Genomic DNA, 23644 nt, shown 5'->3' with positions numbered 1-23644 from the left:
ACGACCCGCCGGTTGGGCCCTGCGGCGGCCTCATCTTCAGGCGACCGGTCGGTTGGGCCTTGCGGCGGCCTCATTTTCAGGCGACCGGTCGGTTGGGCCTTGCGGCGGCCTCATCTTCAGGCAACCCGCCAATCGGGGCTTGCGGCGGCCTCATACCTCAGGCAACCGCCCCTTGGGGCTTGCGCGGGCACCGCATTGCTTGGCGCGTGGACGGGCCGCCCGCGTTCGCTCCCTGCGCAAGCGACCCACGACGCCAGGTCCAGCGCCCGCGAGGTGGCTAGATGGCGGGGGAGTGGACCGCCACCGTTTCGAGGTTGAAGCGGACGTCCGAGGCCTCCACCGGCGCGCGCAGCGGCGTGACCACCGCGAAATGCTCGGCCAGCGCGGCCAGGTCGGTCTGCGGCTCCAGCAGCTCGTCGGCGGCCTGCACGGCCGTCCGCACGAAGCCCTCGCCGGCCTCGGCGATGCTCATCTGCACCTGGCCGAACTGGGCGAGCGCCGCCCGGCGCAGGCCTCGGATGCCGTCCAGGTGCAGGTCGGGCACGTTCAGGTTGAAGACCGTGCCGGGCGCCGTGTGCAGGAGCGTCGGAATCAGGCGCACCGCCAGCTCGGCGGCGCTGCTCCAGTGCCGCTTCTCGTCGTCGGCCTCGCTGATCACGTCCATCGCGGCGCCGCCGCTGCGTGACGATGCCACCCGCGGGGAGAGCACGTCCAGCGAGACGGCGAGGCCGTGCAGGCCCGCGTACGAGCCGGTGAACGTCGCGCCCACGGTGCCCGAATGCACCACCGCGGAGCCGGCGTTGGCGCCCCGGTTGATGCCGGACAGGATCATGTCGGGGACCTCGCCGAAGGCTTCCCGCAGGGCGAGCAGCACGATGTACGCGGGGGAGGCCGCCACCGCGTACGCCGGAATGTGCTTGTTCCCCGGCAGCTCGCGCTTGTGCAGGATGATCTTGCCGTGTTCCTCGATCGCGGTCATCGCGGCGCTGCTGCCGCTCGACTCGGTGACCGGCGCGGCCACCACCACGTCGTGTCCCTCGCGTGCGGCCGCCCGTGCCAGGTAGCGCAGGCCGGGAGCTTCGATGCCGTCGTCGTTGGTGACCAGGATTCGTGTCATCGTGCCTTCTTGATCGGGGTGAGCTTGATCCGCTCGGTGAGGACCTGGACGGCGTCCAGATGTCCCGTGCCGAGGCCGTGCCGGGTGACGTTCAGCGCGCCGGCGGCCGCCCCGGTGCGGACCGCCTCGCTCATCTCGCCGCCGCGGGCGAGCACCGCGGCCACGCCCGCGGTCATCGAGTCGCCGGCGCCGCGGCCGTCGGTGAGGGTCAGCTTGGGTGTGCCGACCCGGTAGATCTCCTCGTTGATCAGCGCGAGCGCGCCCGCGTCGGCCCGCGAGACCAGCGCCGCCTCGGCGCCGTCGTCGTGCAGCTTCAGCAGCGCCTCGGTGAGGTGCTTCTCGGAGTCGTCGGGGGAGAGCCCGTCGGCGATCAGCTCCTCGTGACTGACCTTGACCACGTTGAGGCCGGCCGACAGCACCGCCTTGAGGTGGTCGCCGCACAGATCGGCGATCACCTTGCAGCCGTTGGCCCGCAGGTCGGCGGCGAGACGGCCGTAGACCTCGGGCCGGATCACCGAGGGGTGCGCCGGGCCGCTGAGGATCGCGATCCCGGCCCGCAGCCCCTCGGCCAGCGCCAGGTTGTAAAGCTCGTCCAGCTCGTGCCGGGTGAAGGGCGAGCCGGCGATCTCGGCCAGCGACCGGCGCTGGCCGTCCCGGCGATCATGTACGTACCAGCCGCTGCCGCTCTCGCGTGGCACCGTACGCAAGGTGACGCCTTTGAAGTCCAGCAGCGGCTTCAGGACGCGGCCGACCTCGCCGCCGACGGCCGCGCAGAGAATCACCTCGGCACCCAGGGAGGTGATCATGCGGGTCTGCCAGATGCCCTGCCCGCCCGGATGGACGTGCAGCTCCGGCAGCTCGTGTTGCTGTTCGATAGTCACGGTGAGTTGAGGTGCAGGCGCGAAGACCATGACCCGAGCGTCGCTCATATCCGACATTGTCCACTTTTATGGACGGCGAGTCCCGCAAAAGCGATAAAACCTCAGAGCTCGAACGCCTCGCTGGTCAGCTCCCGTACCGCGTCGGTCAGATCGGGTCGCGTCTGCAGCAGCTCCTCCAGCCGCGCCCGCCATTTGCCGGCCTCGACGTCGCCGGCATAGCGGTCGCCACCGGTCTCGACCAGGGCGGTGAGCAGGCGCTGACGCGTATCGGCGAACTGGCCGTAGACCTCGCTGCCGAGCCGGCTGAGCACCTTGGCCGCGAACCGGTCGGACTGCTGGCTGCCGGCGGCCCGGACGAACGCGCGGGCGCCGTCCCAGGCGATCCTCGGCTGATGGATGACGGTCTGCGCCATGACGGTGTCCCCTCGTGATGACATAGCCACCTAGCGTAGAGACGCCGCCCCGTGCCGGTGGCCGGAGTGGGAATCAGGATGCTCGTGATCTGTGATGATCGCCATACCTGATCACCAGCCGGCGGGCGCGCACCCGCCGCTCGCGCCGACCGGCTCGACCTGGAGCGTGGCGTGGTCGATGTCGAACTCGTCGTGCAGCGCCTCGCGGGCCGTGCTCAGCACCGCGGCGAGCTCGGCCCGGGGCTCGAGGCTCAGGTGGGCCGAGGCGACGTCCATGCCCGAGGTCAGCGTCCAGACGTGCAGGTCGTGGACGTCGCAGACGCCCGGCACGGCGGCCAGCCGGGCCCGGACCGCGGTGATGTCGAGGTGCTCGGGCGCGGCCTGCACGAGGATGCGCACCGCCTCGCGGCCCAGCGCGAACGTGCGGGGCAGGATCATGAGCGCCACGATCACGGCGACGATCGGGTCCGCGTACTGCCAGCCGGTGGTCGCGATGATCACGGCGGCCAGGATCACGCCGACCGAGCCGAGCAGGTCGCCGACCACCTCGAGGTACGCGCCGCGGACGTTGATGCTCTCCTTGGCGCCCGCGCGCAGCAGCCCGAAGGCGATCAGGTTGATCACCAGGCCGCCGGCGGCGACGACCAGCATCGAGCCGGCCGGGACGTCCGGCGGGTCGGTGAACCGGCGTGCCGCCTGCACCAGCACGAAGATCGCCACCGCGGTCAGCAGCGCGGCATTGGCCAGCGCCGCGAGCACCTCGAGGCGATAGAGACCGAAGGTGCGGTGCGAGTCGGTGGCGGCCCGGCCGGCCGCGGTGATCGCGGCGAGCGCCATCGCGATGCCGAGCACGTCGGTGAACATGTGGCCGGCGTCGGACAGCAGCGCGAGCGAGCCGGTGGCGATCGCCGCCACGGCCTCGACCAGCATGAACGCGGCGAGCAGGCCACCCGCCCACCACAGGCGGGCACGGTGCTTCTCGCCGGCGCGCATCGCCTGCTTCCCGTGGTCGTGCCCGGCTCCCATGCGTCAACCCTCCGTCGGCGCGGCCCGCCTTGGCCAATGTATGCGTACATCGCTATGTGTGCAAGCCGAACCGGGCGGCATCGCCATCAGCGAGCGGCAAACGGCTCTATCTGCCCAACGCGCGCTTCACACCAGACCTCCCACACCGACCACGCCGTACGACGTGGTCAGCGTGAAGATCCCATAGCGGGCACCCAGTCCGCGGTCGTTCCCACCGTGGTCAGGCGCTGGGTGGCCCGGGACAGGGCGACGTAGAGCGTGCGGATGCCGGCGGCGTCCCGGGTGAGAGCCGCCGGCTCCACGAGCACGACCGCGTCGTACTCCATGCCCTTGGCCTCCAGCGCCGTGACCACCTGGACCCGTTCCGGCAGCCCGGCCACCCACCCGGCCATCTCGTCCCGCCGCGGCACCGGCGTGATCACGCCGATCGTCCCGTCGACGTCGGTGAGCTGCTTCTCGGCCAGCTCGCGCACCAGGCCGGGCAGCCCGGCCCGGTCGGTGACCACGTCGACCGGGTCGACGCCGGTGCTGCGCACGGCCCGCGGCAGCGGCAGGTCCGGCAGAAGGGTCCGGATCACCCGGGCGGCCACCTCGAAGATCTCCGACGAGTTTCGGTAGTTGGTGGTCAGCGCGTAGCTGTTGCGCTTGCGCGAGCCCAGCGCGCGGTCGCGGGACCGGTCGAGCTCCTCCGGGTCGCCGGCCCACGCCGTCTGCGCCGGGTCGCCCACGATCGTCCAGGACGCGTACTGCCCGCGGCGGCCGATCATGCGCCACTGCATCGGGGACACGTCCTGCGACTCGTCGACGACGACGTGGGCGTAGTCCCGGTAGTCCTCGTCCCGCTGGACCTGCTGGGCTCGGGCGGCCGCCTGGCGGTCGGCATAGGTGCTGACTTCCTGGATCCCATCGCGTACGTGGAACGGGTTCCTGGTCTTCTTCTGTGCCTGCCGCGGCCGGCCCATCAGCTCGTCGAGCTCGTCGAGCAGCGCCACGTCGGCGATCGTCGGCCCGCGCTCGGCCAGGGCGTCGAACGAGCCCTGCAGGGTCGCGATCTCCTCGCGGGAGAGCAGGCCGTTCGCGTACTTGCGCAGCCGGCCCGGATCGGCCAGCCAGCCCAGCACCCGCAGCGGGGTGAAGCGGGGCCACCAGGCCCGGAGGAACTCCCGGAAGTCGCCCCGGTCGGCCAGCTCGGCCTCGAAGTCGGCCTTCTCCGGCAACCCGACGATCTTGAGTTGCCGGGCCTGCGACCAGAGCGCGTCGAAGAGCCGGTCGAAGCCGTGGCCGCGGACCTCGTTGCGCCGGGCACCCCGGGGCAGCGCCTTGCGCCGGATCTCGTCGAGGTCACGGGCGTCCAGTCGCAGCAGCGTGCCCCGGTAGAGCAGGCGCAGCTCGCCCGGGCCGCCCGGAACCGCGTCGTGCGAGGCCCGCTCGAGCACCCGCCGGATGCGCAGCGAGCCCTTGATCGCGGCGACCGGGCCGGGGTCGACCCGCGTCGCGTCGTAGCTCGGCACCAGCGAGCCGAGCGAGCGCAGGGTCGCCGTGTCCTCGCCGAGCGAGGGGAGGACGGTCGCGATGTACTCCACGAAGACGCCGGACGGGCCGACCACCAGGATGCCGCCGCCGGCGAACCGGCTGCGATCGGCGTAGAGCAGGTACGCCGCCCGGTGCAGCGCCACGGCGGTCTTGCCGGTGCCCGGGCCGCCGGTCACGATCGTCACGCCCGAGGCGGGGGAGCGGATCGCCTCGTCCTGCTCGCGCTGGATGGTGGCGACGATGTCCCGCATGCCGCGGCCGGTCGCCTTGGACAGGCTGGCCAGCAGCGCGCCGTCGCCGACCACGCGCATGCCCTCGGGCGCCGCGTCCGGGTCGAGCAGGTCGTCCTCGATGCCGGTGACCTTCTCCCGGCTCGACTGGATCATGCGCCGGCGCACGACGCCGAGCGGCTCGGCCGGGGTGGCCCGGTAGAAGGCCGCGGCCGCGGGCGCCCGCCAGTCGACGACCAGCGGCTGCGAGCTCTCGTCGCGGATGCCCATCCGGCCGACGTAGTGGGTCGCGCCGGTCTTGAGGTCGAGGCGGCCGAAGACCAGGCCCTCGTACTCGGTGTCGAGGGCGTGGCGGCGCCGGGCCGCGTGGAAGACCATCGCGTCCCGCTCGACGAGCGCGCCGTACGTGCCGACGCCGGCCAGGCGGTAACCCTCCTTCTCGGCCCGCGAGGCGTCGCGGCGCAGCTCGGCGAGGCGGGTGTAGACCCGGTCCACGTGCTGTTGCTCGGCCGCGATCTCTTGCTGAAGGACGGTGGGGTCGCTCAAGGCTTGTGCTTCTCCCTGCTTGAAAAAGGGGGCAATCGAACTTACTCCTATCGACGGGGTTCTTGACAGCCGGGTGCCGATGCGGATACTTAAGCAGGTGCTTAACCATCCGCTCGACGCTTCTCGCGACGCTTCGCTGGATCTGATGTACGCGGCCCTGGCCGACGGCAGCCGGCGCACCATGGTCGACCGGCTCGCCCGCGGCCCGGCCACGGTCAAGCAGCTGGCCGAGCCGCTGACCATGACGTTGCCGGCCGTCCTGCAGCACCTGCGCGTGCTGGAGGAGAGCGGCCTGGTGAGCTCGGAGAAGGTCGGCCGGGTCCGCACCTGCCGCCTCCAGCCGGCCGCGTTGCAGGCCGCCGAGCAGTGGATCGCCGACCGGCGGTCCGGATGGAAGAGCAACCTCGATCGTCTCGGCGAATTTCTGAACGGAGAAACTGATGACTGAGCGTTCCGCCCTGCACGACACGTTCCGTATCGACCGCCACTTCGACGCGGCGCCCGGGCGGGTGTTCGCGGCGTTCGCCGACCCGCAGGCCAAGGCCAAGTGGTTCGGCGAGCCGTCGACGACCAGGCACGAGGAGTTCGACTTCCGGGAGGGCGGCCGCGAGCGGATGGAGTCCGTCTTCGCCGACAACCGGTACGGCTACACCGCGACCTACACCGACGTCGTCCCCGACGAGCGGATCGTCTACACGTACGAAATGACCATGAACGGCCGCCGCATCTCGGTCTCGGTGGCCACGATCGAGATCCGGCCGGGCGCGGGCGGGGGTACCGACTTCGCGCTCACCGAGCAGGGCGTCTACCTCGACGGCCTGGACAACTCGGCCCAGCGCAAGCAGGGCACCGAGGACCTGATGGACGCGCTCGAGAAGTCGCTCTAAGTTTTGGTCAGGCGGCCTTGTCGTCGATGCGGGTGGCCTTGCGGGCTCGCTTGGCTCGGCGTTGGCGCTCGCCGGGGGTGCTCGAGCCGGCGCGCTCGACGATCGCGGTGAGGATCGACGAGACCTCGGCGTGCCGCTCGAGGATCAGCATGTGTCCGGCGCCGGGGAAGACGGTCAGCTCGGTGCCGGGCAGGGCCTCGGCGATGCCCTCGGCGCACGGGGGCGGGGTCAGGCGGTCACGGTCGCCGACCAGCACGGCGGCCGGGACGTCGCCGAGCCGGGCGAGCGTCTCGAGCCGCTGCTGCTCGCCGATCGAGGTGCGGAAGCCGCCGATCGAGCGCAGCGTCGTGCGGCCCACGCTCTTCATCGTCATCTGGAGCGCGGCGTCCTCGTAGTCGTCGCCGAACAGCAGCCAGCGCAGGGCCGGCCGCAGCGCGGGGAGGAAGGCGCGGTGCGGCCGCCAGGCGCCGGAGCGGGCCAGCAGGCCGGCCCCGAGCGTCTCGCCCGCCCGCATCAGGGTGGCGAGCCGGGGCGGGAGGCCGTAACGGGTGTGCGCGGTGCCCTCGGCCGAGGTCGAGACGAACAACAGGCCGGCGACGCGCTCGGCGAACTCCTCGGGATGGCCGTGGGCGTACTCCATGATCGTCATGCCGCCCATGGAGTGACCGGCCAGCACGACGGGGCCTTCCGGCGCGTACCGTCGCAGAATCTCGGAAAGATCGTCGCCCAGCTGGCCGAGCGTCGCCGAGCCCAGCCGAGTCGATCCCGAGCGGCCGTGGCCGCGAGCGTCGAACGCGATGACCCGGGGAGCGTCGCCCAGTCGTTGGAGGGCCGTGACCTGGTGCTGCCAGGTGCGCCGGTTCAGGCACCAGCCGTGCAGGAGGACGACGGTGACCTTCGCATCGGCCGGACCCCAGGCCTCGACACTGAGCGCGACATCGTCGGGGAGCCGCAACACCGAGCGTTCAGACATGGGCACCTCCGCGAGTCGCACGGCCCCGTTGTACCCACGGGTAGTAATCATCACCCGCATTCGCCGCCAGTGCCACTGGTCCTGGGGTATTTCTGGCCGTTTGCCCTACCTGCCGCTAGCCGCGTGTCCAACGGCATTCCGTGACTTGCCTCGCACTCGCTGTCGACTTGCCCGAACTCGGCGAGAATTTCCCTCATGACCACCTCGCCGTCGGCACCGCCGTCCCCGCCGATCACCAACGCCGCCGACGCCCTGGCCGAGTTGGTCGCGGGCAACAAGCGCTTCGTCAGCTCGCGCCCCGAGCACGGCCACCAGGTCTCGGCGGCCGCCGCGGCCTCGGGCGGGCAGCAGCCGCACGCCGTGGTCATCGGTTGCATCGACTCCCGGGTGCCGCTCGAGGCCATCTTCGACCAGACCTTCGGCTCGATCTGCGTGGTCCGCTCCGGCGCGCACGTGGTCGACCGCGCGGTGCTGGGCTCGGTGGGCTTCGCCGTGGCCAAGCTCGGCGTGCCCTTAATCATGGTCCTGGGCCACAAACGCTGCGGGGCCGTCCAGGCCACGATCGACTCGCTTTCGTCCGGCGACCGACCGGGCGGTGACATCGGGTATCTGGTGGACGAGATCGCGCCCGCGGTTGAGGCCGTGGGTTTGGAGAACCCCGAGGTGGCGGAGCTGGCGATGAGGGCGCACGTGGCCCGCACGGTCTCGGTGATGCGCGGCATCGAGGGTGTTGCAGACGCGGTGGCGGCGGGGCGGGTTGATGTTGTGGGGGCCGTCTACGACCTGGACACCGGGTGGGTCGACCTGTTGCCGTAGATCTTGGAAGATCTTCGTGCGCCTGTGTGGCTCAGTCGCGGTCTGGCTCAATCGGGGTGGCTCAGTCGTGGTCTGGCTCAATTGGGGTGGCGCAGTCGCGGGGTCGCTCAGTCGCGGTGTGGCTCAGTCGCGTGTGGCTCGGTCGGGGTGTGGATAGCCGGCGAGAAATGTCGTAGGTGGGCCGTACGGTGTGCCCCACCCAGTTCGGGGCGGGCTGGCGCGGTCGGCGGTGGGCGGCGGACGAGGCTGCGCCCGGCGGGTGTGGCTGCGGGCCGCGCGCGACCGAGAGCGGGTGGGCTGCGGGCGGTGGTTGTGGTTGCGGTCGCGCGCTCATGGCAGGGCCGCCTGTGGATAGCTAGCGAAAAGTGTCGTAACCAAACCGTAGGGTTCGGCCCACCCAAATCAGGGGCGGGGCGGGCGTAGGAAGCCGCCTTCAGGCGTGCGCTGTGTCCGGGCTGCCCCGCAGGCGTGGCCAACGGCCATGCGTGGCGTGGCGACGGGAGCGTGGCGCTGCCAGCGGGCCGGGGTGTGGCGTGGCCAACGGGCCGAGCGTGGCATGGCGACGGGAGCGTGGCGCTGCCAGCGGGCCGGGGCGTGGCGTGGCCAACGGGCCGAGCGTGGCGTGGCGACGGGAGCGTGGCGCTGCCAGCGGGCCGGGGCGTGGCGTGGCTAACGGGCCGAGCGTGGCATGGCGACGGGAGCGTGGCGCTGTCAGCAGGCCGGGGTGTGGCGTGGCGTGGCGTGTTCAACGGGCCGAGCGTGCCACGGAGGCGTGGCGCTGCCAGCAGGCCCGGGCGTGACGTGGCCAACGAGCGGAGCGCGGCACAGCCGTTAAGGGCGCACGCCGGCGAAGCCGCCGCGCCGCATATATGGCCATTTGTCGGGATCGTGCCGAGATGATCTCGGTGGGCTGATGATCAGTGGGCGCGAAAAAGGCGCCTCCGGCGGGCCGGGGCGCCTCTTTCGGGTGGTGCGTCAGCCCTCGAACACGCCCGCGTCGACCAGGCGCTTCTCGGTGGCGCCCCAGCCGTCCTGCGGGTGGGCGGTGTTGAGCGCCTCGAGTTCGGCGCGGATCTTGGCGCCGTGGCCGGCGGCCGAGAGGATGCGGATCTCCTCGACGAAAGCCTCGGAGTCGGTCTTGAGGTGCGCCGTCTTGCCGTTCGTCAGGTTGCGCACGTAGGCGAAGCGGCCACTGGCGAGCGGGATGAGGTATTTGTACTCACCGAGAACGCTGAGCGCACCGGCGCTGCTCTGGCCCGCGCGAACTGATGCGCGGGCGGTCTTAGAGGTGTTGCTCGCCACGGCGGTACTCCTTGAGGAAACAGAAAAAAGGCCGGTGCAACTCTACACGATTCCGGAGGGCCCGTGCCGTCGGAGCAGGTCCGGCCGTTGAGAAGACTGGGCCACGACGGGCTGCGAAGATGTCGATGTTGCCGATTCTCTGGCGCACCATCAGTACCAACCGGCATCATGGGACACGATCAACCGCGGTCGAGGTCGTAGGGGAAGACGCACCTCGGTCTCCGGGAGGTCACCGTGCCAACGTGTGGCGTCGTATACGTCCACTCGACCCCGCTCGCCGTGTGCCAACACGTCGAGTGGGCGATCGCGCGCGTCCTGACCGCGCCGGTCAACCTGCAATGGACCGCCCAGCCGGTTGATCCCGGCGCGCGACGGGCCGAATGCAGCTGGACCGGACGGGCCGGGACCGGCGCTGAGCTGGCTGCTGCCCTCCGGCAGTGGCCCATGATCCGTTTCGAGGTTACCGAGGAACCCAGCCCGGGCATGGACGGCGAACGTTTCATGCACGTGCCGGGCCGCGGGCTCTTCCACGGGATCATGGGCGCGTCCGGGGACATCCAGCTCGGCGAGGACCGGCTGCGCGCGCTGATGGCCTCCGCGCGAGCGCCGGAGGCTCTTTCGCATGCCCTCGACAAGGCGCTCGGCACGGCGTGGGACGCCGAGCTCGAGCCTTATCGGTACGCGGGCGACGGCGCACCGGTCACGCTGCTGACCCGGGTGGGATAAAGCGCACATACGATGGCGCGCGTGAAGAGGACCCTGCCGTTCGTCCTGGCCGCCGCGACGTTGCTGGCCGCGTGCGGCAAGGACGAGACGCCCACGACGCCCGCCCCGAAAACAGCGGTCCCACCTAGTTCACCGGTCACGGAAGAAAAGACCGTAGCCGAGCAGGTGGCCGCGATGAGCGACGCCGATCTGGCCGGTCAGGTCCTCGTGCCGTACGCCTACGGCAGCGACGCGACCACGGTGGACAAGACCTCGGCGGCCGGCAACCAGGGCCTGGCCGGGGTGGACACGCCGGCCGAGATGGTCGCCAAGTTCCATCTCGGCGGTCTCATCCTGGTCAGCTTCACGGCGCAGGACCCGACCGGCTCCACCAACCCGGCGACCAACGTGGAGAGCCCGCAGCAGGTCCGCAAGCTCACCGACGGCCTCCAGGCGGCGGCCCGGCAGGCGCAGATGCCGCCGCTGATGATCGGCACCGATCAGGAGTACGGCGTCGTCACCCGGGTCACCAACGGCGTGACCATGCTGCCGTCCGCGATGGGCGCCGGCGCCGCGGGGCAGCCGGCCCTGACCGAGGCGGCCTGGCACGCGGCCGGCGAGGAGCTGGCGGCCATGGGCATCACCGTCGACTTCGCCCCGGACGCCGACACCCTCGGGCCGCCGGCCAACACCGTGATCGGCTCCCGGTCGTTCGGCGCTGACCCCAAGGCCAACGCGGACCAGGTCGCCGCCGCCGTGCGCGGGTTGCGCTCGGCCGGCGTCGCGGCTGCCCTCAAGCACTTCCCGGGCCACGGCCACACCGACGGCGACAGCCACGCGACCCTGCCCGTGGTGAAGCAGAGCAAGGCCGACTGGACCGCCCAGGATCTGCCGCCCTTCCAGGCGGGCGTGACGGCCGGCGCCGATGTCGTGATGTCCGGCCACCTCGACGTCCAGGCGCTCGACAAGGGCGTACCGGCCACGTTCTCGCACAAGATCATGACGGACGAGCTGCGCGGCACGCTGAAGTTCGGCGGGGTGGCGATCACCGACGCCATGAACATGCCGCCCGCCATGCAGTGGCCGCCCGGGGAGGCGGCGGTGCGTGCGCTCAACGCCGGCAACGACATGCTGCTCATGCCGCCCGACATCACGAAGGCCCGGGACGGCATCCTGGCCGGCCTCAAGGACGGCTCTCTGAAGAAGGAGCGCCTGGTCGAGGCCGTGACCCGGATCCTGACGCTGAAGGCGAAGAAGACGACGCCAGCCGGGGAGACGACAAACCATGAGCAGGCCGTAGCAGCCCTCGACGCCGCCTCGATCACGATTCTCAAGGGCGCCTGCACCGGCGCCCCGCTGCTCACCGGCCCGGTCACGGTCACGGCGGCCGACGGCCGCGAGGTCGCAAGGGTCAACCTGGTCAAGGCGCTGCAAACGGCGGGCGTACCGGTCCAGGCCGCGGGCGGCAAAATCATCCACCTGGTCGGGTACGGCGACAGCCCCCTCGATCTGGACCAGTCCGCGGCCATCACGGTCATGATGGACACGCCCTATCTGCTCGCCTCGGCCAAGTCGCCCACGCTCATCGCCACGTACTCGTCGAGCAAGCTGTCCCTGGCCGCCCTGGCCGCGGTCATCGCCGGAAAAGCGAAGGCGACCGGCAAGTCGCCGGTCGCCGTCACTGGACTGCCTCGTACCGCCTGCTAGGGGTTCACACGCGGGTGAAGACCAGCGCCACGTTGTGACCGCCGAAACCGAACGAGTTGTTCATCGCCGCCGGGATGTCGAGGGCGCGCGACTTGTGCGCCGCCACGTCGAGGTCGAGGCGCTCGTCCGGGTCGTCCAGGTTGATCGTGGGGGGAACCACGCTGTCCCGGATGGCGAGGATGGTCGCGATCGACTCGAGCGCGCCGGCCGCGCCGAGCAGGTGACCCGACATCGACTTGGTCGAGGTGATCACGGGGTGCCGGCCGACCGCGGCCTTGATGCCCACGATCTCGCCCATGTCGCCGGCCGGGGTCGAGGTGGCGTGCGCGTTGACGTGCACGATGTCGCCGCCGGTCAGGCCGGAGTCCTGGATCGCCTTGGTCATCGCGCGGATGCCGCCCTTGCACTCCGGGTCGGGCTGCACGATGTCGAAGCCGTCCGACGTGATGCCGGCGCCGGCGAGCCGGGCGTAGACCCGGGCGCCACGCGCGGCGGCGTGGTCGGCGCGCTCCAGGATGACCGCCCCGGAGCCCTCGCCGAAGACGAAGCCGTCGCGGTTCTTGTCCCAGGGGCGGGACGCCTTCTCGGGTTCGTCGTTGCGCGTCGACATGGCGCGCATCGCGGTGAACCCGGCGAAGGGAAGCGGGTGGATGACCGCCTCGGTGCCGCCCGCGATGACCACGTCGGCCCGGCCGGAGCGGATGATGTCGAGGCCCAGGGCGAGCGCCTCGGCGCCGGTGGCGCAGGCGCTGGCCATGGCGTGCACGCCGGCCCGGGCCTGGAAGTCGATGCCGATCCAGGCCGCCGGTCCGTTCGGCATCAGCATCGGCACGGTGTGCGGGCTGACCCGGCGCGGGCCCGACTCCTCGAGGATGTCGTCCTGGTTGAGCAGGGTCATGGCCCCGCCGATGCCGCTGCCGAAGCTGACGCCGAGCCGCTCGGGGTCGAGCCCGGAGCCCTCGAGGCCGGAGTCGGCCCAGGCCTGCTTGGCGGCGATCAGGGCGATCGCCTCGGAGCGGTCGAGCCGGCGCAGGCGCACCCGCTCGAGCACCTCGGACGGTTCCACGGCGAGCTCGGCCGCGATCTTGGCCGGCATCTGTGCGGCCCACTCCTGGGTGAGTGCCCTCACCCCGGAGCGGCCCGCGAGCATGGCGTCCCAGGTGGACGCGACGTCCCCGCCCAACGGGGTGGTCGCGCCGAGCCCGGTGACGACGACGTCTACGTTGCTCATGTCAGTGATTCGCCTCGATGTAGGAGACGGCGTCGCCGACGGTCTTGAGGTTCTGCACCTCGTTGTCGGGGATCTTGACGCCGAACTTCTCCTCGGCGGCCACCACGACCTCGACCATGGACAGCGAGTCGACGTCCAGGTCGTCGGTGAAGGACTTCTCCTCGGCGACGTCGTCCGGGTTCACCCCGGCGACCTCCTCCAGGATCTCGGCGAGGCCGGAAGTGATTTCTTCGCGAGTTGCCATTTTCTCGGGTTTTCCTCTCAACTGATTTATCAGGGTGGTCCGTCCGGGTCGGTCGCCGCTTACGGGCAGCGGACGACCTGGCCGGCGTACGTGAGGCCGCCGCCGAAGCCGAAGAGCAGGACCGGGGCGCCCGAGGGCACCTCCCGGCGCTCGACGAGCTTGGACAGGGCCAGCGGGATGCTCGCCGCGGAGGTGTTGCCGGACTCGACCAGGTCCTTGGCCACGACCACGTCGGGACCGAGGCCGAGCCGCTTGACGATGCCGTCGATGATCCGGGCGTTGGCCTGGTGCGGGATGAAGGCGGCCAGCTCGGAGACGTCGACGCCGGCCTTCTCGCAGGTCTCGCGGGCGAACGGGGCGAGCGCGGTGGTCGCCCAGCGGAAGACGATCTGGCCCTCCTGCTGGATGTACGGCTGCCAGCCCTCGATCTTCAGGACGTCGCCCTTGTCCGGCGCCGAGCCCCAGAGCACCGGGCCGATCCCGGCCGGCTCGCCGTCGGGAACCGCGGTGATCACGGCCGCGCCGGCGCCGTCGCCGAAGAGCACGGCGGTGGTGCGGTCGGTCCAGTCGGTGACGTCGGAGAGCTTCTCGGCGCCGATCACGATGGCGTTGCGGGCCGCGCCGGCCCGGATCGCGTGGTCGGCGGTGCCCACCGCGTAGGAGAAGCCGGAGCAGGCGGTGTTCAGGTCGAAGGCGGCCGGGGCCGCGATGCCGAGCCGGGCCGCGACCCGGGTGGCGACGTTGGGGCAGCGGTCGATCGAGGTGCAGGTGGCGACCGTGACGAGGTCGATGTCGGCGGCGGTCAGCCCCGAGTTGGCGAGCGCCTTCTCGGCCGCGTAGGTGGCCATGTCGGCGACGCTCTCGGCGCCCGCGATGCGCCGCTCGGCGATGCCGACCCGGTCCTTGATCCAGGCATCGTTGGTGTCGATCGTGCTGGCCAGGTCGTCGTTGGTGACGATGCGCGAGGGCTGGTAGTGGCCCAGGGCGACGATGCGGGAACCCGCGGCTGTCATAGTGCTGCTCCTCCGTTACGGGCGATCAGGTCGCGGGCGGCAGGCAGGTCGTCCGGCGAACCCAGGGTGACGATCTCGGGCGCGCCCTCGCCTTTGAGCTCGCGCTTGACCAGGCCGGCCAGGGTGCCGGCCGGTGGCAGCTCGATGATGCCGGTGACACCGAGCTCCTTGAGCGTCCGCATGCAGAGGTCCCACCGAACGGGGGCCGTGACCTGGCGCACCAGCCGCCGGAGCATCTCGCCGCCGTCGGTGACGGACGTGCCGTCGAGGTTGGACAGCAGCACCCGGGCCGGGTCGGTGACCGTGACGTCGCCGGCGACGGCGCCCAGCGCGGTCTCGGCCGGCGCCATGTACGGCGTGTGGAACGCGCCGGCCACCGCCAGCGCGATGACCCGGGCGCGGGCCGGCGGCTCGGCCGCGAACTTGGCCAGCCCCTCCAGCGAGCCGGCCGCGACGATCTGGCCGGCGCCGTTGCGGTTGGCCGGGTAGAGGCCGTGCCGCTCGATCGTGGCGACCACCTCGTCGGGGCCGCCGCCGAGGACGGCGCTCATGCCGGTCGGCTCGAGGGCGCAGGCCGCGGCCATCTCGCGGCCGCGGACGGCGGCCAGCGTGATCGCGGCCTCGGCCGGGAAGACCCCGGCGAGCGCGGCCGCGCCCAGCTCGCCGACGCTGTGCCCGGCCACCACGCCGACGCCGGCCAGCGGCAGCTGCTCACCGGCCAGCAGGGCGGCGGCGACCAGCAGCGGCTGGGTGCGGGCGGTGTCCTTGATCTCGTCGGCGCCGGCCTCGGTGCCGAGGTGGCGCAGGTCGAGACCGGCCAGCTCGGACCAGGCGGCGAGCCGGTCGGCGGCACCGGGGAGATCGAGCCAGGGGGTCAGGAAGCCGGGCTTCTGGGAACCCTGGCCGGGGGAGAGTACGGCGAGCACGGTTCTGACTCTTCCGGATGGAGGGGCCGAGCGGGGGTGACGGCGGCGACGAAACCCTACGACCGTCGTTGTAGGGATCCTACAAAAGGGCCCTATGCTTGGCCCACTTGCGCACCATTTGTAGCGATCGTGAAGGTGAACGAGCCTTCGGTGATTTAGGTCGCAGGGTCGAGGCGCCCGATCGTCATCGCCAGCCGCAGCGCGAACGCGTCCCGCCCGTCGAGCGGGGAGAGGCCGGTGACCTCGGCGACCCGCTTCAGCCGGTACCGCACGGTGTTGGGGTGCACGTAGAGCTCGCGGGCCGCACTCTCCAGTACCCCGCCGGCGGCAAAGAATGCGTCGAGCGTCTCGAGCAGGCCGCCGCCGGCCCGGGTCAGCGACCCGTGCACGTCGTGCCGCAGCGCGCGCCGGGCCGCCAGGTCGCCGGCCAGGGCCCGCTCGGGCAGCAGGTCGTCGGCGGCCACCGGGCTGGGCGCGCCGGGCCAGGCCGGGGCGGCGCGGAAGCCGGCCAGGGCGGCCCGGGCCGACTCGGTGGCCTGGTCGAGCGAGGGCACGGCCGGGCCGACCACCACCGGGCCGTCGCCGAAGCTGTCGGCGAGCGCGGCGGCGCTGGCGGCCGGGTCGGTGACGCCGCCCATCACCACCACGAGCCGGTCGCCGTGCACGCCGCCGATCACCTCGAGCCGGGCCCGGCGGGCGGCGCGGTAGACGGCGTGCAGCACCGAGGTGATCTCGCCGCCGGGGGAGCGGCCGACCACGACCGCGACCGGGGGCGCGTCGGCCCAGCCCAGGGCGGCGGCCCGGCTGGCCAGCACGTCCGACGAGTCGCCGCGCAGCAGGGCGTCGACCAGCATGGCCTGCAGGCGCGCGTCCCAGGCGCCGCGCGACTCGGCGGCCCGGGCGTAGACCCGGGCGGCCGAGAAGGCGATCTCGCGGGAGAACTTGAGGATGGCCTGGAGCAGGGCCTCCTCCTCGCCGGCCGCGGCCAGCTTGCCGACCTCGGACTCGGCCACGTCGATGGTCACCTTGATCAGCTGGACGGCCTGGGTCAGCGTGATCGACCGGGCCAGCGCGCGGGGCGCGGCCGCGAAGACCTCGTCGGAGATCTCCTGGGTGTTCGCGACGGTGCCGCCCGAGCGCAGCCACTCGACCAGCGAGCGGACGCCGGCCTGGGCCACGAGCATGACCCAGGAGCGCTGGTCGGCCGGGAGCGCGCGGAACCAGGGGAGGGTCTCGTCCATCCGCGCCATGGCCGAGGTGGCCAGGCCGCCGGCGTTGCGCTCGATGCGGCGCAGGGTGGCGGCGAGCGGCGGCTTGGTCGTCCCGGGAGGTGCCACGCAGCACAGCGTGCCACGCCGCGGCCCGGGAACCACGACCCGCAACCGCTCTGTCCCGCTCGGGGCGGATCCGCGGGGATACGGGTAAGTCCGCAGGTGGCGGGCCAAATGCGCGCAATGCACGGGGCTTGTGTACCAATTTGGGTTGTTTGTCGGGATAGCGGTGCGCCCCTACCGCGATTTCGGTCGGTGACCTGGCAGGGTGTCGTCCTAGCGTTGCGCGGGTCACCGGCCCGGAAGGTAAGGCCGGCGGCCGCGCGGCCGATGGAACCGCGTGAAGGTTGGGGGAGGCGACGAGATGACGGAACGGGATGACGTGCCGCTGCGCGCCGACATCGATCCCGCGCTCGAGGACCAGGCGCCTCCGGTGGCTCCGGCCGTCGAGGACGAGCCGATGACGGGTCCGAGCCGGATGGGCTGCCGCACGGAGCTGCGTGGCTGGGCGGGCGCCCATCTGCACGGCGCGGTCCGGCCGCGCCGCCGCGCCGCCGGTCGCGGCCGGCCACCCGGCCGCTGGTGCTGAGTCACTCGGTCGGGGGAGCACTCCGGCGCGTCCGGAAGCGGCCGCGCCGGTGGATGGACACGGTGAGGTCGTGGAAGACAAAAGGCGGCTGATCCTGGACCAGGCGCTCGCGCTGGTCGACGAGCGCGGGCTGGCAGCGATGTCGATGCGGGCCGTGGCCGAGCGGGTCGGGCTCACCTCGATGGCGCTCTACCCGTACGTGGGCGGCAAGGACGCGTTGCTCGACGGCCTGGTCGACCTGTTGCACCAGGAGCTGGGCTCGGCCGTCGACTCCGGTGACGGCATCGACTGGCGGCGCCGGCTGATCGCGCTGGGCCGGGCCGTCCGCCAGCTCGCGTACGCCCATCCCGGCGCCTTCCCGCTGCTGCTGAACCGGTCGGCGGCCGGCGCCTCCGCCGCCTGGCTCACCGCGGCGCTGCGCGGGATCCTGCACGACGCGGGCGTGCCCGGCTCCCAGGTTCCCCGGCTGGGCCGGATGATCGGCGCGTTCCTGCTCGGTCACGCGACCGGCGAGGTCACCGGTGGCCTCCCGCCCGCGGCTTCCGGAGACGCGGCGGCCGAGTTCGAGGCGGATCTGACCGATCTCGTACGCCTGGTGGAGGTCGCCGTTCGGGCGTCCTGACCCCTCTTTGCCGGTGCGCGCGCCGAGATTTTCCTATAAAGGGATCATGTCCGGCGACGAGAATGGTCTGCGCGAGTTCGTGACCAGCCGCCTCCCGCACCTGCGCCGGTCGGCGTTCCTGATGTGCGGCGACTGGGAGCTGGCCACCGAGCTGACCGAGACCTGCCTGGCCCGGGTCGTGGCCGACAGCCGCCGGGGCGCGGTCGCCGACCCGGACGTCTACGCGTACGCGGACCTCATGGAGGCCTGCCGCCGCCGCAACCGCCGTCGCGAGCACGTCTTCGTGGCCGCGGCCGGCGCCGAGGGCGTCGCGGCCGAGTCGATCCTGTTGCTCGACGCCCTGCACAAGCTGGCCCCGCGCTGCCGGGCGGTGCTGATCCTGCGGCACTGGGACGGCTTCGACGTGGACGCGGTCGGCGCCATGCTCGACCTCGACGACGAGCGGGTCGCCGCCTACGAGCGGGCCGGCCTGGCCGCCCTCGAGCAGTTGCTCACCGACTCCGAGGCGGCGCTGGCCGGATGACCGTGCAGCTGAACAGCCTGCTCGAGCACGTCCTCGACGGCGAGCCCGAGACCGGCGACGCGGTCGACGAGATCTTCCGCCGCGCCGACCGCCTGCGCCGTCGCCGCGCCCGGTCGCTGCTCGCGGCCGGCGTCACCGCGGTCGTCGTGATCGCCGCGGCCGGCTGGATCCTCACCACCACGCTGATGCCCGCCACGACGAAGGAAGCGCCGGCCGCGTCGGCGCCGCCCAGCGCGGTGACGGCGCCGTCGGCCGTCGTGGACCGGGTGCTGGCGCTGCTCGCGCCCGCGGTCGGCGACAAGATGCACGTCTACCCGCGGCCGCCCGAGCGCGGCGACGGCTGGCGGCTGTACTCCGTGACGGACCGGGACGGCAAGCTGCGCGGCACCGTCGAGGTCGCCGTCTACGCCGTCGAGAAGGACCTGTGCTTCCCGGTGGTCGCCGCGCCGGGCAAATGCGCGCACACCGAGTGGGCGCCGGCCGGGATCGAGTACGTCCGCTACGACGACGACCAGGACCCGGACTGGCAGGTGCACGAGACCATCGCCCGGCGCATCTCGGACGGCCGCACGGTCGCCGTGATGGCCGCCGGCGAGCGTGGCACGGACAGCCCGTCGGGCGGCAAGCCGGGCCTCACCGGGGCGCAGGTCGAGAAGGTCGCGACCGACAAGCGCCTCTTCGACGCCTTCGGCCCGGACGAGAAGTGCTCGGGACCGGCGGCCGACGCGTGCCCGGTCTTCCAGGTGCCGGTGCCGACCGAGCAGACCGGCTAGCGGGACTAGACCCGGCGGCGGATCAGGAACGCGATGCCGGCCAGGCCGAACAGGATGACGATCAGCACGCCGCCGTTGAGCAGCAGCAGCTCGCGCATCCGCTGGAGGAACGTGGTGACGCCGGTCACCGGGTCGATCTCGCCGGAGTTGAGGTCCTCGCCGACGCCACCGCCGATGCCGCCGTTGATCACGTCGGGCTTGGCCTTGAGCGGGACGCCGGACAGGCGCAGCGTCTCCGACATGGTGAGCCGGCCGTAGAACCAGCCGTCGTCCTTCTTGCCGCTGGGCTGGTTGGCCGGGCGGTGGGCGCGGGGACCGCCGGCCGCCATCGGGTACAGCTCGTACTCCTGGAGCGGGACGGTCTTGGCCATGACGCTCAGCTTGTATTTCGGCCCAAGCTTGTCGGCCTTGGGCGCGGTCGTCTGCGGCTTGGCGCTCGACATCCAGTTGACCTCGGCCAGCAGCGTGTCGAACAGGCGGGCGCCGTCGGTCGGGTCGACGATGAGCGTGCCGTTGATGTCCTTGCCGGTGATCTGGATGCTGGTCGGCTTGGCGGGCGGCTTCGGCGCGGCCTGGGCCGCCGGTGCGACACCGAGGGTGAGCGCGAAAGCGACGGCCAGTGAGCCGGCCGCCGTCGTCAACCGTGTGATCGCCCCTCGAACCATCGTCCGGCCTCCCCGCCCCGTGGTGGACATGGCTTCGCGCGCCGCTGGTCGTGCCGCGACGAGTCGCGCGGCACGGCCGGAGCCACCTCAGCCTCCCCCGGACTGACGCCCGGGCGCATCTCGAGCCGGACGATTTGAAGCCATCTGGGGATGACCGACGAAGCGACAACGGCCGTTGATCAGCGGCCGAATAGTACCCACAGCCGGCAAGCGGTTGCTGCCCTGGTCACCCCGCTCAGCGTTTTCGTTACCGGAATGACGGGCAACGATGGCGCCGCGGGCGGCAAATACGATATAGAGCTATTTAGAGGGCGACGCAGCCCTATGAGCTCAGAGAGCGGCGCGCGCCGCGCGCAGGCGACTCAGCGTGCGCTCGCGGCCGAGCACCTCGAGCGACTCGAACAGCGGCAGGCCGACCGAACGCCCGGTGACCGCGACGCGTACCGGCGCCTGGGTCTTGCCCAGCTTGAGCTCGCGGGCCAGGCCGACCTCCTCGAGCGCGGCCTTCAGCGGCTCGGCCGCCCAGACCTCGAGCGCCTCGAACGCCGTGGCCGTCGCGTCCAGGATCTCGCCGGCGTCGCCCTTCATCGCCTTGGCCCAGGACGCCTCGTCGCGCGCCGGCTCGTCGAGGAAGAGGAAGTCGACGTAGTCCACGATCTCGGCGAGCACCGCGATGCGGGTCTGCGCGAGCGGGGCGACCGCCGCGAAGACCTGCGCGTCGAAGGCGTCCGGGTTCCACGGCGGGGCCGCGATCGTGTCGGTGCCCTGCAGCCACGGCGCGCAGACCGCCGCGAACTCGTCGGGGGCGAGCGCGCGGATGTAGTCGCCGTTGAACGCGCGCAGCTTCTTGATGTCGAAGAACGCGGACGCGTGGTTGACGTCCTCGATGCGGAACTCGTCCTCGATGACCTGCCACGGGACGATCTCGCGGTCGCCCGAGGGGGCCCAGCCGAGCAGCATCAGGTAGTTCTTCATGGCGGCGGCCAGGTAGCCCTCGTCGCGGTAGGACTCGAGGGCGACCTTGTCGCGGCGCTTGGACAGCTTCTGCCGCTTCTCGTTGACGATGACCGGGACGTGCGCCCAGACCGGCGGGGTGTGGCCCAGCGCCTCCCACAGCATCTGCTGCTTGGGCGTGTTGGGCAGGTGCTCCTCGGCCCGGATCACGTGGGTGATCCCCATGGTCATGTCGTCGACGACGTTGGCCAGCAGGAACAGCGGCGAGCCGTCGCCGCGGGCGATCACGAAGTCCTCGATCAGCTTGTTCTCGAACGTGGGCTTGCCGCGCACCAGGTCCTCGACCACGGTCTCGCCGACGTCGGGCGTGCGGAAGCGCAGCGCGCGGCCCTCGCCCGGCCCGAGGTTCTTGTCGCGGCAGAAGCCGTCGTAACCCGCGTGCTGGTTGCCGGTGCGCGCGATCACGTCCTCGCGCTTGCAGCCGCAGTAGTACGCCTTGCCCTCGCCGTAGAGACGGGTCGAGGCGGCGGTGTGGTCCTCCGCGTACGACGACTGGTAATGGGGTCCCTCGTACGTCCCGCGCTCGATGCCGATCCAGTCGAGCGCCGAGAGGATGCCCTCGGTCCACTCGGGACGGTTGCGGGCGGCGTCGGTGTCCTCGATGCGGAGCACGAAGACGCCGTCGTGCTGCTTGGCGTAGATCCAGTTCTGCAGCGCCGAGCGGGCGCCGCCGACGTGGAACATGCCGGTCGGGGACGGGGCGAAACGTACGCGAACAGTCACCCGACCAGACTACCTACCGGACCGAACGGATTTTCAGGACGGCCAGTGCTCCGGCCAGGCTGGTCAGCGCGGTCAGCACGAACAGCGACGGGTAGCCGCCGAGATAGGCGACGACCGGGGCGGCCAGCACCGGGCCGAGCGCCTGCGACACCGAGGGGGCGATGTTGATGACCCCGATGTCCTTGGCCCGGTCGGTGGCGGCGGGCAGCACCTGGGTCACCACCGCGGTGTCGACCGCCAGGTAGACGCCGAAGCCGGCGCCGAACAGCACCGAGGCCACCATCGCGACCGGCCAGGTGGGCCAGACCGCCAGCAGGATCGCGGCGACCGCGATGATCACCCCGGACCAGACCACGAAGACCTTGCGCTTGCCGGCCCGGTCGGAGAGCCAGCCGCTCAGCATCGCCGTGCCGATCATGCCGACCGTGTAGAGCAGGATCATGTAGAGCAGGCCGGTGTCCGGGTCGTCGAGCTTCACCTCGTCGGTCAGGAAGTAGAGCAGGTAGAGCGTGCCGAGCGCGTTGCCCAGCATGACCAGGAACCGGGTGACCCAGGCCCAGGCGAAGTCGGGGTTGCCGCGCAGGTCGAGCCGGAACGAGATGCGCGGGATCCGGGCCTCGCCGAGCGGGTCGTCCGGCGTCCGCAGGACGAAGGGCGCCACCAGCAGGATCATGCCGAACGCGATGATCAGATAGCCCGGCGGCGGGGTGGTGACCACGGCGGTGACCAGGATGGCGCCGAGCACCAGGCCCAGCGCCACCGGCATGCCGATCCAGCCCGAGACCAGCCCGCGCTGATCGACCGGCACGCGGTCGGGCACGGCCGAGGTCAGCGTCGCCAGCATGATGTTGATGCCCACGTTGGCGACGGCCCAGCCGACGGTGATCCAGAACAGGTTGGGCGCGACGGCGAGGACGAGCAGGCAGAGGAAGAGCAGCACGGCGCCGCCGGCGGTCCAGATGTGCCGCCGGCCGAACTGCCGGCCGAACAGGCGCGGCCGGGTGCGGTCGGAGAGGGCGCCGGCCAGCGGGTTGACCACCACGGCGACGATCGCGCCGATGCCGGTGACGATGCCGAGCCAGATCTCCTTGTGCGCCACCCCGAGGTCTTCGATCTGCTCGGGCAGCAGCACCTGGAGCGGCGTGTAAAAGGCCATCCAGAGACCCAGGTTGGCGGCGAAGAGCAGGCCGATCCAGGACCGCCGGACCGGGACGACGGGCTCGGCGAGAGCGGCCGTGCCTTCCGTGATTGCCATCGATCCTCCCCTCCGTAGCGGAGAGCTTACGGAATGTCAGACAGGTTGACGAGGGTCTCTCTCGGGTGTAATTTACCAATCAGCTAATTAACCAAGTGGGAAACTACCGAGGAGATCGAAATGGGCAAGATCGTGGCGGTCGAGTACACGACTCTGGACGGCGTCTTCGAGGAGCCGGCCTGGAGCGGACCGTATTTCAACGACGAGCTGGCGCAGTGGCAGGCGGCCAATCTCCAGGAGGCCGACGCGCTGCTGCTCGGCCGCAAGACGTACGAGGGCTTCAAGGCCGCCTGGCCGCAGATGGAGGCCGAGACCGGCGACTTCGGGGTGAAGATGAACTCGATGCCCAAGCACGTCGCCACCACCTCGCTCACCGAGCCGGAGTGGAACGCGACGTTCCTGCAGGGAGAGGTCGCCGACGCGGTGGCCAAGCTCAAGACCGAGCCCGGCAACCTGCTGATCAACGGCAGCGCCTCGCTGGTCAACTACCTGACCAAGCACAACCTGATCGACGAGTACCGCATCATGATCTACCCGGTCGTGCAGGGCGAGGGCCGCAAGCTGTGGGATGACGGCACCAAGATCGCCCTGACGCTGACCGGCGCCTGGAAGACGCAGACCGGCGTCGAGGTCATCACCTACATTCCGGCCTGAGAGGC

General features: G+C 71.5%; 25 protein-coding genes. 10 read left to right on the top strand and 15 right to left on the bottom strand.

Annotated features, from left to right (window positions below; translation table 11 throughout):
- Positions 1-277: 277 nt before the first annotated feature.
- The 5 genes from surE to ACZ6TB_RS27905 form a co-directional block, all read right to left on the bottom strand.
- Positions 278-1117: a 5'/3'-nucleotidase SurE gene (gene surE / locus ACZ6TB_RS27925; protein ID WP_465558582.1), complete on the bottom strand. Its 840-nt coding sequence runs from the start codon at positions 1115-1117 to the stop codon at positions 278-280.
- On the bottom strand, positions 1114-2046 hold the full coding sequence (locus ACZ6TB_RS27920; RefSeq protein WP_465558580.1) for a 1-phosphofructokinase family hexose kinase: 933 nt from the start codon (positions 2044-2046) through the stop codon (positions 1114-1116). The genes surE and ACZ6TB_RS27920 overlap by 4 nt, the downstream gene beginning before the upstream one ends.
- Positions 2047-2099: 53 nt before the next feature.
- Positions 2100-2411, bottom strand: a complete 312-nt coding sequence (locus tag ACZ6TB_RS27915) for a hypothetical protein (protein ID WP_465558578.1) — start codon at positions 2409-2411, stop codon at positions 2100-2102.
- 111 nt (positions 2412-2522) lie between these two features.
- Positions 2523-3437 (bottom strand): cation diffusion facilitator family transporter, encoded by a 915-nt coding sequence (locus tag ACZ6TB_RS27910; RefSeq protein WP_465558577.1) that lies wholly within the window; start codon positions 3435-3437, stop codon positions 2523-2525.
- A 167-nt stretch (positions 3438-3604) separates the two neighbouring features.
- Positions 3605-5746 (bottom strand): HelD family protein, encoded by a 2142-nt coding sequence (locus ACZ6TB_RS27905; protein ID WP_465558575.1) that lies wholly within the window; start codon positions 5744-5746, stop codon positions 3605-3607.
- Positions 5747-5843: 97 nt separating this feature from the next.
- On the opposite strand from ACZ6TB_RS27905, the gene ACZ6TB_RS27900 reads away from it, so the two are divergent.
- Together ACZ6TB_RS27900 and ACZ6TB_RS27895 are read left to right on the top strand one after the other, a co-directional pair.
- Positions 5844-6194, top strand: coding sequence for an ArsR/SmtB family transcription factor (locus ACZ6TB_RS27900; RefSeq protein WP_465558574.1), 351 nt, complete (start codon positions 5844-5846; stop codon positions 6192-6194).
- Positions 6187-6633 (top strand): SRPBCC domain-containing protein, encoded by a 447-nt coding sequence (locus ACZ6TB_RS27895; protein WP_465558572.1) that lies wholly within the window; start codon positions 6187-6189, stop codon positions 6631-6633. The genes ACZ6TB_RS27900 and ACZ6TB_RS27895 overlap by 8 nt, the downstream gene beginning before the upstream one ends.
- Before the next feature lie 7 nt (positions 6634-6640).
- Here the strand turns inward: ACZ6TB_RS27895 and ACZ6TB_RS27890 are convergent, their stop codons facing one another.
- Positions 6641-7606: an alpha/beta fold hydrolase gene (locus tag ACZ6TB_RS27890; protein ID WP_465558570.1), complete on the bottom strand. Its 966-nt coding sequence runs from the start codon at positions 7604-7606 to the stop codon at positions 6641-6643.
- 195 nt (positions 7607-7801) lie between these two features.
- On the opposite strand from ACZ6TB_RS27890, the gene ACZ6TB_RS27885 reads away from it, so the two are divergent.
- Positions 7802-8422 carry a carbonic anhydrase gene (locus ACZ6TB_RS27885; RefSeq protein ID WP_465558568.1) on the top strand — a complete coding sequence of 207 codons (621 nt, stop codon included), beginning with the start codon at positions 7802-7804 and terminating at the stop codon, positions 8420-8422.
- A 975-nt stretch (positions 8423-9397) separates the two neighbouring features.
- Here ACZ6TB_RS27885 and ACZ6TB_RS27880 read toward each other — a convergent pair.
- Positions 9398-9724: a hypothetical protein gene (locus tag ACZ6TB_RS27880; RefSeq protein WP_465558566.1), complete on the bottom strand. Its 327-nt coding sequence runs from the start codon at positions 9722-9724 to the stop codon at positions 9398-9400.
- Between the two features lie 234 nt (positions 9725-9958).
- Here ACZ6TB_RS27880 and ACZ6TB_RS27875 point away from each other — a divergent pair, with 234 nt between their 5' ends.
- Positions 9959-10450 carry a DUF3145 domain-containing protein gene (locus ACZ6TB_RS27875; protein ID WP_465558564.1) on the top strand — a complete coding sequence of 164 codons (492 nt, stop codon included), beginning with the start codon at positions 9959-9961 and terminating at the stop codon, positions 10448-10450.
- A 12-nt stretch (positions 10451-10462) separates the two neighbouring features.
- Positions 10463-12136 (top strand): glycoside hydrolase family 3 protein, encoded by a 1674-nt coding sequence (locus ACZ6TB_RS27870; RefSeq protein WP_465558563.1) that lies wholly within the window; start codon positions 10463-10465, stop codon positions 12134-12136.
- 4 nt (positions 12137-12140) lie between these two features.
- On the opposite strand, the gene fabF is transcribed toward ACZ6TB_RS27870, so the two are convergent.
- The 5 genes from fabF to ACZ6TB_RS27845 all read right to left on the bottom strand — a co-directional run bounded on the left by fabF (position 12141) and on the right by ACZ6TB_RS27845 (position 16896).
- Positions 12141-13367 carry a beta-ketoacyl-ACP synthase II gene (gene fabF / locus ACZ6TB_RS27865; RefSeq protein ID WP_465558561.1) on the bottom strand — a complete coding sequence of 409 codons (1227 nt, stop codon included), beginning with the start codon at positions 13365-13367 and terminating at the stop codon, positions 12141-12143.
- A 1-nt stretch (position 13368) separates the two neighbouring features.
- Positions 13369-13611 (bottom strand): acyl carrier protein, encoded by a 243-nt coding sequence (locus tag ACZ6TB_RS27860; protein ID WP_020516670.1) that lies wholly within the window; start codon positions 13609-13611, stop codon positions 13369-13371.
- 59 nt (positions 13612-13670) lie between these two features.
- A complete protein-coding gene (locus ACZ6TB_RS27855) occupies positions 13671-14624 on the bottom strand; it encodes a beta-ketoacyl-ACP synthase III (protein WP_465558559.1) in 954 nt (317 codons plus the stop codon).
- On the bottom strand, positions 14621-15550 hold the full coding sequence (locus ACZ6TB_RS27850; protein WP_465558557.1) for an ACP S-malonyltransferase: 930 nt from the start codon (positions 15548-15550) through the stop codon (positions 14621-14623). Before ACZ6TB_RS27850 ends, ACZ6TB_RS27855 begins: the two co-directional genes overlap by 4 nt.
- Positions 15551-15705: 155 nt before the next feature.
- Positions 15706-16896, bottom strand: coding sequence for a PucR family transcriptional regulator (locus tag ACZ6TB_RS27845; RefSeq protein WP_465558644.1), 1191 nt, complete (start codon positions 16894-16896; stop codon positions 15706-15708).
- A gap of 289 nt (positions 16897-17185) precedes the next feature.
- On the opposite strand from ACZ6TB_RS27845, the gene ACZ6TB_RS27840 reads away from it, so the two are divergent.
- The 4 genes from ACZ6TB_RS27840 (at position 17186) to ACZ6TB_RS27825 (ending at position 19328) form a co-directional block, all read left to right on the top strand.
- On the top strand, positions 17186-17410 hold the full coding sequence (locus tag ACZ6TB_RS27840) for a hypothetical protein (protein WP_465558555.1): 225 nt from the start codon (positions 17186-17188) through the stop codon (positions 17408-17410).
- Between the two features lie 70 nt (positions 17411-17480).
- Complete coding sequence (locus tag ACZ6TB_RS27835; protein WP_465558553.1) at positions 17481-18032, top strand: TetR/AcrR family transcriptional regulator; 552 nt, start codon at positions 17481-17483, stop codon at positions 18030-18032.
- Between the two features lie 46 nt (positions 18033-18078).
- Positions 18079-18555 carry a SigE family RNA polymerase sigma factor gene (locus ACZ6TB_RS27830; protein WP_465558551.1) on the top strand — a complete coding sequence of 159 codons (477 nt, stop codon included), beginning with the start codon at positions 18079-18081 and terminating at the stop codon, positions 18553-18555.
- Positions 18552-19328 (top strand): hypothetical protein, encoded by a 777-nt coding sequence (locus ACZ6TB_RS27825; RefSeq protein ID WP_465558549.1) that lies wholly within the window; start codon positions 18552-18554, stop codon positions 19326-19328. The genes ACZ6TB_RS27830 and ACZ6TB_RS27825 overlap by 4 nt, the downstream gene beginning before the upstream one ends.
- Positions 19329-19333: 5 nt before the next feature.
- Here ACZ6TB_RS27825 and ACZ6TB_RS27820 read toward each other — a convergent pair whose 3' ends face one another.
- The 3 genes from ACZ6TB_RS27820 to ACZ6TB_RS27810 form a co-directional block, all read right to left on the bottom strand.
- Positions 19334-19993, bottom strand: coding sequence for a hypothetical protein (locus ACZ6TB_RS27820; RefSeq protein ID WP_465558547.1), 660 nt, complete (start codon positions 19991-19993; stop codon positions 19334-19336).
- Between the two features lie 330 nt (positions 19994-20323).
- Complete coding sequence (gene gltX, locus ACZ6TB_RS27815; RefSeq protein ID WP_465558545.1) at positions 20324-21730, bottom strand: glutamate--tRNA ligase; 1407 nt, start codon at positions 21728-21730, stop codon at positions 20324-20326.
- A 13-nt stretch (positions 21731-21743) separates the two neighbouring features.
- Positions 21744-22985 (bottom strand): MFS transporter, encoded by a 1242-nt coding sequence (locus ACZ6TB_RS27810; RefSeq protein WP_465558544.1) that lies wholly within the window; start codon positions 22983-22985, stop codon positions 21744-21746.
- Between the two features lie 120 nt (positions 22986-23105).
- Here ACZ6TB_RS27810 and ACZ6TB_RS27805 point away from each other — a divergent pair, with 120 nt between their 5' ends.
- A complete protein-coding gene (locus ACZ6TB_RS27805; protein ID WP_465558542.1) occupies positions 23106-23639 on the top strand; it encodes a dihydrofolate reductase family protein in 534 nt (177 codons plus the stop codon).
- The last annotated feature ends 5 nt before the right edge of the window (positions 23640-23644 follow it).

This window comes from Actinoplanes sp. NPDC051537 (assembly GCF_055586105.1).
Note: the sequence above shows the minus strand (reverse complement) of the source record. Positions and strands in the feature narration are given on the sequence as shown.